Below are 10,505 nucleotides of genomic sequence, written 5' to 3'. Positions count from 1 at the left end.
AGGATGACTTAGTCATCCTCTTTTGCTAATAAAACGAGGAAGAAATAATAATAGTATTGAAGTTTTTGCATAAGCTGAGAGCGTACATGATAATCTAGCTTTTAGAGATTGCGTGTATCCATTAACCGACAATAGAAAAATTTTCATAAGGCTTTTACGTTTGTTTGGTTTCAACTATTTACCACAAAACTCCTCATTTTTACATATTACCAAAAACCCTTTATGGCGATGGTTTTCATCGTTAGCGAGCTTTGACTTATTTCCGATCATTGACTAAAATGAAGGGAATACCAAAACATAATATCGATTGAAAAAGCATAGGTTAGAGTGATACTCCATTATTTGATGGGAAAGAAGAAAATAGGGTTTTTGCCTTCTCCTTTCTATGATCGCATAACAGATTGGATAGGCTGTCATAAATGAAGTTGTAGATATAGTAGGAGTTGATAGCGATATGAACAAAAAGCAAGTTCTTATGATCATAGCTGCCGTGTTCGTGTTAGGGGCATTTGGTTTTTACTTCCAAACGAGCCAACCTAGTATGGAGACTGATACAGCTGTATCAGATCCATTAGAAAGTGGAGGACAAGCACAATCAGAACTGACGGATGAGGAGCTTTTAGGAAAGTTCCAAAAGGCTTTAGGAATTATCCATGAACAATATGTCGATGAAGTGAGCGAGCAAGAGTTATATGAAGGCGCGATTGAGGGGATGCTCCGGACGTTAGAAGACCCTTATTCTGTTTATATGGACCAAGAAACGGCCACGCAATTTGTGGAGTCACTTGGATCTCATTTTGAAGGAATTGGAGCAGAGGTAAGCATGACGGACGGGAAAGTAACCATTGTTGCTCCATTTCGTGAGTCGCCAGCTGAAAAAGCAGGACTTCAACCAAATGATAAAATCATTGAAATTGATGGGGAATCGATCGAAGGTCTGTCTCTCTATGAAGCGGTCTTACAAATTCGTGGGGAAAAAGGGACGATTGTCAACTTAACGATTGAACGGGCTGGCCAAAGTGACCTGTTTGAAGTTCCGGTTGAGCGTGGATTGATTCCAATTGAAACGGTTCGTTCCGATGTGATCGAGCGTGACGGCAAAACACTCGGCTTACTTGAAATTACATCATTCTCTGAAGATACGGCCGATCGTTTTAAAGAAAAGCTTGAAGCTCTTGAGGACGAAGGGATTGATGGATTGCTCATTGATGTCCGCGGAAACCCTGGTGGTTACTTAAATGCGGTAGAAGATATCGGGAAACTGATTATTCCTAGCAATACACCAATTGTTCAAATTGAAAACCGTGATGGAGAAAAAATCCGTTACATGTCTAATTTGGATGAGCGTAAGCCTTACCCAATCATCGGTTTAACGGATCGAGCATCAGCATCAGCATCAGAAATTTTATCAGCTGCGTTAATCGAAGGTGGAGGGTATGATGTCGTTGGAGAGCAAACGTTTGGAAAAGGAACCGTTCAACAAACGATACAGCTTGGTGATGGAAGTGAGTTAAAACTGTCGTTATTCAGATGGTTAACATCCGCTGGTAATGATATTAATGGAGTAGGTGTGGAGCCGACGGTTGAGGTGAAACAACCCGATTACTTCTATACAGCTCCGATTTCCATTGGAGAAGAAGGGGAATTGCGTCTAGATATGATGAGTGAGCAAATTAAAAATGCTCAAATCATGTTAAAAGGTCTAGGACATGAACCTGGAAGAACAGATGGCTACTTTAGTGAGCAGACGGAAGTGGCGGTAATTGCCTTTCAGCGCTCCAATAACCTAGAGCCAACTGGAAAGATTGATGAAGAGACAGCGGCGATGATTCAGCAACAAACAGTAGATATCGTTCGTGAAAAAGAAAATGATCAACAGTTGCAACGAGCAATTGAGTTGTTAGTAGAACAAACGAATGAGTAAAAGAGGTATTTTGCGATAAATGTCGAAAGAAAAAGGTACATCCTTCGCGTAATGAAGGATGTACCTTTTTGCATAAATGTGATACGTTAAAAGGAAGAATAGTTGAAGGAGATACAACTATGCTAAATGACATTTTACAAAGTATTGGAATCCTTTTAGTCTATTTTTTAATTAACCCCCTATTGTATATAGGTCTGTTTGCTGTGTATTTATTTTCTGGCAATCGCGTGAAAAAAGAACGACTCTCATTTCATACGAGAGTGTATGGTCGGATGGCGGATATTACGATTCCGTTTATATCTGCAGTCGTATTAGGTGTCATAGTCTCAATGGTTACGGTTGCGTTAGGCCTTACGATTACGTTGCCGTTTGTTGCGGTGCTAGCAATTATTTATATTATTTGTGCGCTGACAACACAGCTACGCTGGATCTCACCGACGTTTGTACTTGGAGTCGTGTTGCTCTTATACGGTTTTGAGCCGTTATTACGTACGGTTGAGCCGCTTACGCCTTTATATGATATTTTGTCGCAAATACCTATCTTCGTTCCAGCTATATTATTAGCGATTATGGCTCTAGCAGAGGGATTTTTGGTGCGAATGAATGGGGCAAAATACACGTCGCCGCTCCTTGAGAGAAGCAAACGTGGCAAGTGGGTTGGTATACATATCGCCAAAAGGCTTTGGATGGTCCCAATTGTACTCTTTATCCCTGAAGGAATCATTCCGGCTTTTTCATTCTGGCCTGTTTTAACGGTCGCCGATGTAGGATTACAACCTGTACTCGTTCCATTTTTAATCGGGTTTCAACAGCGAGTCAGAGGAGCGCTTCCACACGTTCCTATTCGAACGACTGGATTTCGAGTGATAGGGTTAGGCATTCTATTTGCAATCCTAGCTGTGGGTAGTTATTTTGTGCCTGCTTTAGCGGTCATTTTAGGTGGACTAGCTATTTTGAGCCGTGAGTTGCTTTCCTATCTTACGAAAAAGCATGATGATAAACTTCCTGCTTTTTTCTCTAGTCAATCAAAGGGTTGTATTGTTCTTGGCGTCTTGCCAGGTAGTCCCGCTGAAAAAATGAATATCGTCGTTGGTGAAACGATTGTTAGAATTAACGGTCAAGAAGTTGTTGATCAGACAAGCTTTTATGAAGCGCTGCAAATCAATTCGGCCTTTGCTAAAGTAGATGTCTTAAATCATGAAGGGGAAGTGCGCTTTGCTAAAGGAGCTCTTTATGATGGGGAACATCATCAGCTTGGTGTATTATTAGTGAAGGATGATACAGATTTGCAAGATTCGATCGTATAGGTCGATTCAAAGAAAGAAAAAATAGCAAGAGCAAAAGGAGCTTGAACAGACGAATGTTGGACCTAGTCCTTGCCCTCGTCATCCCGTTTCTTTTAATGATTGTTGTCACAAGAGTTACGTTTAGTCTACTAGGTGCGTGTATCGTGACATGGATGATTGTTTTATTTGTTTTACAAGTTCATCAGCAATCATGGTTTGTTGGGGTGCTGGCCATAATCTCATTTATCGTTGGCTTAATCATTGCTAGAAAAAGATTAAAGCTCAAACAAGGAATGTAATAAAGAAGGGGTGTTCCCAAAGGTCTGTCTATGACCTTTGGGGGCACCCCTTTCTTGTTCCGGGTTCTTTTGTCATTCGCTCTCCATATGCTGGTAAAAATTGAATCAAAAAATCTACAAAAATGACTTGATCTTAATAGAACGATCATTTTAAACTAAAAAGGATACGTAAAAAAGATTGTGGAAAAGAGGAGTTTTTTATGGCTTTTGATAAGGAAGAGAAAATAAATGAAAATGCAGCCGTTCTAAATGAAAAAATTATTTATGATGGGCTAGAAATGAAAGTTATTGCTGTGTATAACAATAGTGTGGCAGCAGAATTTTTGGAGTTTCCGGTAAAAGGAAGAGAAGCTGATTTTCCTTATTCAAGAACAGCCGTGAACCATAAGAACTATAAAAGAACTCATGAAATTTTAGAAGAGACGAACTAATAGAAAGAGGAACCTCAAAATTCATTGGAATTTTAGAGGTTCTTCTTTTTGGGGTTGGGTGAATACAACCTGTTCGTTCCACCTGAGATCCAGCCACTCGCACCTGCAAGGAGGTGGCGAGCCTCTACCTCTACATGAGACCACTGAAAAAGTGCTCGTTTGTTTCCGATTTGAAAAGTAGCTTCGACATCGCTCCCGGGATGGGGGGCACGCACCTGCAGGCGGGCGTTGAACTAACCGGCTGCGCCGGTGGATTTCAACCTGCCCTTCCCTCCTGCAGGAGTCGGCCCTCCCATCCTGTCCGCTTTGTTGAGAGGAAAGATAGAAATTCCCTACTCTTCAACGATCAAAAGAAAATAGGAGAAATAGCTTAAAAAGACCTTTGAGAAATTAAACTTAAAGGCTTTTTATCTACAGTCTAAAGTTTAATTTTCATCAAACATTTAACTGTCATTTTATTTTATATTTAGGTATTACAAAGATGTAGGTGAATTTCATGATATCAACTCAGTCTATATTCGGGAATTTATGAACTGATTGACCCTAAAGATCGTATACTTCGTCAAATGAATGAACTAGTGGATTTTTCATTTATACTTAATGACTCAACTTTCGCAAGCTGAAATAGGCAGGCAACCCTTGATCTAGCTAGTCAGACCCACAACCCATTTCTGCAATTGACTTTTGATCACTCTTTGTATTCGTTTAGTGGTGTGTTTTAGGAGATCCTCAAGTGTGTGTTTAAAATGGACAAACTGGTGGCACCGCTATCTTCAGCGGAAGAAATGCCGCGTAGACTCCCGCGGGAACTAGAGGCAGAGCCGAGATCCACTGGCGTAGCCAGTTAGCTCGGCGCCTCCCCGCAGGACGCGGAGCGAGCATTTCTGCAGCGATCGGTCGAGCTCCGGATTCGAGCTTTTTTTGCGTGGTTCTCGTCACTCAATGAAACGTCAGGGTGAGATGTTTTTCATAGGTAACGTATTGTCAAGGAGCAAACTTTAATGTCACAAGCTCTTATATACCTTACATTAATTAGGGATTTATTGGTGCGAAAGTTGAGTTAATGAGTTAAAAACGAAAGACTGCCTCGATAATGGACGTAATGCCATTCCGCTTTGAGGGAAAACGGAATATTATGAATTTTTATTAAATGAATTTTATAAAAACAAATGTTCGTATTATTTGCTTTGAGACTGGTAGTCTATGGTATAATACTTCTTACTTAAGAACAGTTCGTTGGGAGGTAATTGGTTTGAGTGAAACGTTTGAGTTGGTATCAGCCTATCAACCGGAAGGGGACCAGCCTGAAGCAATTAAAAAAATTGTGGAAGGCTTGAAAAAAGGAGAAAAGCATCAAACATTGCTAGGAGCAACAGGGACGGGGAAAACGTTCACCATGTCGAACGTAATCAAAGAAGTGAACAAGCCTACGTTAATTATGGCTCATAACAAAACTCTTGCTGGTCAGCTCTATAGTGAGTTCAAGGAATTTTTCCCGAACAATGCCGTCGAATACTTTGTCAGCTACTATGACTACTACCAGCCAGAAGCGTATGTGCCTAGTTCGGATACATTTATTGAAAAGGATGCTAGCATCAATGATGAAATTGATAAGCTTCGGCACTCAGCAACGAGTGCGTTATTTGAGCGCAATGATGTGATCATCATTGCCAGTGTCTCTTGTATTTACGGTTTAGGGTCACCGGAAGAATACCGTGAACTCGTTGTTTCACTCAGAGTCGGGATGGAGATGGATCGAAATGAGCTTCTCCGCCAATTGGTTGACATTCAATACGACCGCAATGATGTCAATTTTACACGAGGTACGTTTAGGGTTCGTGGAGATGTCGTTGAGATCTTCCCAGCTTCCCGTGATGAGCAATGTATTCGTGTTGAGTTTTTTGGCGATGAAATTGATCGAATGACCGAGGTTGACGCACTAACTGGTGAAATCAAAGGCGAGCGCAGCCATGTCGCCATCTTCCCGGCTTCCCACTTCGTTACGCGAGAAGAAAAGATGAAAAAAGCGATAGCAAACATAGAAGTTGAGCTTGAAGCACGGTTGAAAGAACTGCATGAAGAAGGGAAATTACTTGAGGCTCAGCGTTTGGAACAGCGAACGCGCTACGATCTGGAGATGATGGCTGAGATGGGTTTTTGCTCAGGGATTGAGAACTATTCACGCCATCTCACCCTTCGTGAAGCAGGAGCAACCCCATATACACTTATAGACTTCTTCCCAGAGGATTTCCTGCTAATTATGGATGAGTCACATGTGACCGTTCCTCAAGTAAGAGGAATGTACAACGGGGACCGAGCGCGGAAAGAGGTCCTTGTGAATCACGGCTTCCGTTTGCCATCGGCTCTTGATAATCGACCGCTGCAATTTGAAGAATTTGAGAAGAAGGTCCATCAAGCTGTATACGTCTCAGCAACGCCTGGACCGTATGAGCTTGAGCATACACCAGAGATGGTTCAGCAAATCATTCGACCGACGGGCTTGCTTGATCCAACGATAGATGTTCGTCCAATTGAAGGGCAAATCGATGATTTAATTGGAGAAATCCACGCACGTGTCGAGCGCAATGAACGAGTTCTTGTCACGACATTGACGAAAAAAATGTCTGAGGACTTAACCGATTATTTGAAAGAAATTGGCATTCGTGTGCGTTATTTGCATTCGGAAGTAAAAACCTTAGAGCGGATTGAAATTATTCGTCAGCTTCGAATGGGAACGTTTGATGTCCTCGTTGGGATCAACTTGCTCCGGGAAGGGCTCGACATTCCAGAAGTCTCACTTGTCGCCATTTTAGATGCTGATAAAGAAGGCTTCTTGCGGTCTGAACGATCTCTTATTCAAACGATTGGACGTGCTGCACGAAATGCAAACGGGCATGTCATTATGTATGCCGATAAAATGACTAAATCGATGAACATAGCTATTGATGAAACGAAACGTCGTCGATCGCTTCAAGAAGAGCATAATGAAAAGCACGGCATTACACCGCAGACCATTCAAAAGAAAATCCCAGATGTCATTCAAGCTACATTGGTCGCTGAAGACGGGGAGAAAGATTCTTACACAACGGCACCAACACAAAAGTTAAACAAAAAAGAAAGACAAGCCATGATCGAACGAATGGAAAAGGAAATGAAGGAGGCCGCGCGCGAATTAAACTTCGAGCGAGCAGCTGAACTTCGTGACCTCGTTCTCGAATTAAAAGCGGAAGGGTGAGGAAACGGTGGCATTAGAGAATATAGTTGTAAAAGGAGCACGCTCTCATAATTTAAAAAACATTGACGTAACGATTCCACGCGACAAGCTTGTTGTCTTAACGGGCTTATCTGGTTCAGGTAAATCGTCACTTGCATTTGATACGATTTATGCGGAAGGTCAGAGACGCTATGTCGAGTCTCTTTCTGCCTATGCCCGTCAGTTTCTTGGCCAAATGGATAAACCGGATGTAGACGCCATTGAAGGCTTATCGCCAGCCATATCGATTGACCAAAAAACGACAAGCCGCAACCCTCGTTCAACGGTAGGGACCGTGACGGAGATTTTTGATTACTTGCGTTTGTTGTATGCCAGAATAGGCAAACCTGTTTGTCCGAAGCATGGAATTGAAATCTCATCTCAGACGATTCAACAAATGGTTGACCGTCTGACAGAATACCCGGAGCGTACCAAAATGCAAATCTTAGCTCCGCTTGTTTCAGGCCGTAAAGGAACGCATGTAAAAGTATTGGAAGATATGAAAAAGCAAGGCTATGTTCGCGTTCGAGTTGATGGGGAGATGCGTGAAGTCGCAGAGGAAATTGAACTTGATAAGAACAAAAAGCATAGCATCGAAGTTGTCATCGACCGAATTGTGATTAAGGAAGGAATTGAGACGCGTTTGGCTGATTCCCTCGAGTCAGCACTTGCATTAGCCGACGGGCGGGTTCTTGTTGATGTGATTGGTGAAGAGGAGCTTCTTTTTAGCCAGCATCATGCTTGTCCAGAGTGTGGCTTTTCAATTCCAGAGCTTGAGCCGCGTATGTTTTCATTTAACAGTCCATACGGTGCTTGTCCTTCATGTGATGGCTTAGGCTCAAAACTAGAAGTCGATCTAGAACTCGTTATCCCAGATCGGACGAAATCACTTAACGAGCAGGCTATAGCCGCATGGGAGTCGACGAGTTCGCAGTATTATCCACAGCTTTTAGAAGCGGTGTGCGATCATTATCAAATTGATATGGATCTCCCGGTTGAACAGCTCCCAGAAGCGTTACTTGATAAAGTGTTATACGGAAGCGGAAAAGAGCGTATCTATTTCCGCTATGAAAATGAGTTCGGCCAAATCCGCGAAAACCTCATCTTATTTGAAGGAGTCGTAAACAATATTGCACGACGCTATAAAGAGACGAGCTCAGATTTTGTTCGTGAACAAATGGAAACATACATGACACATAAGCACTGTCCGACTTGTAAAGGTTATCGTCTGAAAAAAGAAGCACTAGCTGTCTTTATTGGCGGCAAGCACCTTGGACAAATCGCGTCGCTCTCTGTAAAAGATGCCAAAATCTATTTTGAACAGCTGGAGCTATCCGATAAAGATATGGCGATTGCTCGTTTAATATTAAAAGAAATTGAGGACCGATTAGGATTTTTAATCAATGTCGGCTTGGATTATCTGTCACTAAGCCGTTCAGCCGGGACCTTATCCGGTGGGGAAGCACAGCGGATCCGACTAGCTACACAAATTGGATCTTCATTAATGGGTGTTCTCTACATTTTAGATGAACCATCAATTGGATTGCACCAACGCGACAATGACCGTTTAATCGAAACACTCGAACATATGCGTAACTTAGGGAACACGCTCATTGTCGTAGAGCATGATGAAGATACAATGATAGCTGCTGATTATATTATCGATATCGGTCCTGGGGCAGGTGTTCATGGCGGTCAAATTACCGCACAAGGAACTCCTGAGGAAATTATGAATGATGACCATTCATTAACAGGTCAATATTTATCCGGGAAAAAATTCATTCCAATTCCAAATGAGCGAAGGAAGTCAGATGGACGTGCATTCACCGTAAAAAAAGCAAGTGAAAACAATTTAAAGAATGTATCTGTCACGTTCCCTCTTGGGGTGTTCATGGCGGTCACTGGGGTGTCTGGCTCAGGAAAAAGTACACTCATTAATGAAATAGTCTACAAATCATTAGCACAAAAGCTTCACCGGGCAAAAGATAAGCCGGGTCAGCATAAAGAGATTGTTGGACTTGACCAAATCGATAAAGTGATTGAAATCGATCAATCTCCAATTGGACGAACGCCACGATCCAATCCAGCTACATACACGGGATTATTTGATGATATTCGCGACGTCTTTGCTCTTACAAATGAAGCAAAAGTAAGAGGCTACAAAAAAGGCCGCTTTAGCTTCAATGTCAAAGGTGGCCGCTGCGAGGCATGCCGCGGAGATGGAATCATTAAAATTGAAATGCACTTTTTGCCTGATGTGTATGTACCGTGCGAAGTATGTGAGGGCAAGCGCTACAATCGTGAAACACTCGAAATTACGTACAAAGGCAAAACGATTGCTGATGTTTTGGCGATGACGGTCGAAGAAGGATTAGAGTTTTTCGCTAATATTCCAAAGATCAACCGGAAGATCCAAACGCTTGTTGACGTAGGGCTCGGCTATATCCGTCTTGGCCAACCAGCTACAACGCTCTCAGGCGGGGAAGCGCAACGAGTGAAATTAGCATCTCAACTTCATAAACGCGCAACAGGCCGCACGATCTATATTTTAGATGAGCCGACAACGGGGCTTCATGTTGACGACATTGACCGCTTACTAAAAGTATTGCAGCGCCTCGTCGATAATGGCGACACCGTCCTTGTTATTGAGCATAATTTAGATGTGATCAAAACGGTCGATCACATTATTGATCTAGGACCTGAAGGCGGCGACAAAGGCGGAAAACTCGTCGCACAAGGAACGCCAGAAGAAGTAGCAGAAGTCGAAGGGTCCTATACAGGGAAGTATTTAAAGCCAATTTTGGAGCGAGATAAAGAACGGATGAATCAGTTAGTAAGAGAGAAAGAATTAACGACGTAATAGGATCAGAAGACGTGAGAAGCGGTGAACTCACGTCTTTTTTGTGGTGGTATTTTTGTACGTTGTGGTGAAAGCTAATGGTAGATGAGAAGAAGTTACAGGATATGTGTTGGTGAGCGGAGTGGAGTTGAAGAGTTGGTGAGCTGAGTACATAAAAGGGAGGGAATGGGGAAAGTAGGGTGTTAGAGTGGGAGTTTGAGTACGAAATACGGAGGGAATGGGAAAAGTGGGGAAACAGAAGAGGGATCTGGAGCCCGAATGTAGAGGGAATGGGAAAAGTAGGGAAGCAGAAAAGGGATCTGAAGCCCGAATGTGGTAGGAATGGGAAAAGTAGGGAAGCAGAAAAGGGATCTGAAGCCCGAATGTGGTAGGAATGGGAAAAGTGGGGAAACAGAAGAGGGATCAGGAGCCCGAATGTAGAGGGAATGGGGAAAGTAGGGAAGTAGAAGAGG

Annotated in this window: 6 protein-coding genes; all 6 read left to right on the top strand. The window is 42.6% G+C overall.

The window, feature by feature from the left end; genetic code table 11:
* The first annotated feature begins 454 nt into the window (after nt 1–454).
* A complete protein-coding gene (locus LQ50_RS05415; protein WP_034626834.1) occupies nt 455–1,924 on the top strand; it encodes a S41 family peptidase in 1,470 nt (489 codons plus the stop codon).
* Nucleotides 1,925–2,043: 119 nt separating this feature from the next.
* Nucleotides 2,044–3,231 carry a PDZ domain-containing protein gene (locus LQ50_RS05410; protein WP_034626884.1) on the top strand — a complete coding sequence of 396 codons (1,188 nt, stop codon included), beginning with the start codon at nt 2,044–2,046 and terminating at the stop codon, nt 3,229–3,231.
* Nucleotides 3,232–3,284: 53 nt separating this feature from the next.
* Complete coding sequence (locus LQ50_RS05405) at nt 3,285–3,509, top strand: DUF2198 family protein (RefSeq protein WP_034626833.1); 225 nt, start codon at nt 3,285–3,287, stop codon at nt 3,507–3,509.
* Between the two features lie 200 nt (nt 3,510–3,709).
* Nucleotides 3,710–3,940: a DUF2187 family protein gene (locus LQ50_RS05400; protein WP_034626832.1), complete on the top strand. Its 231-nt coding sequence runs from the start codon at nt 3,710–3,712 to the stop codon at nt 3,938–3,940.
* 1,252 nt (nt 3,941–5,192) lie between these two features.
* Nucleotides 5,193–7,175, top strand: coding sequence for an excinuclease ABC subunit UvrB (gene uvrB, locus LQ50_RS05390; RefSeq protein WP_034626829.1), 1,983 nt, complete (start codon nt 5,193–5,195; stop codon nt 7,173–7,175).
* 7 nt (nt 7,176–7,182) lie between these two features.
* Entirely contained in the window at nt 7,183–10,053 is a 2,871-nt protein-coding gene (gene uvrA, locus LQ50_RS05385) for an excinuclease ABC subunit UvrA (RefSeq protein WP_034626828.1), read from the top strand.
* The last annotated feature ends 452 nt before the right edge of the window (nt 10,054–10,505 follow it).

Source organism: Halalkalibacter okhensis, assembly GCF_000787375.1.
GTDB classification, from domain to species: domain Bacteria; phylum Bacillota; class Bacilli; order Bacillales; family Bacillaceae_D; genus Halalkalibacter; species Halalkalibacter okhensis.
The sequence above is the reverse complement of the archived record's forward strand: the minus strand, read 5'-3'. Positions and strand labels throughout refer to the sequence as shown.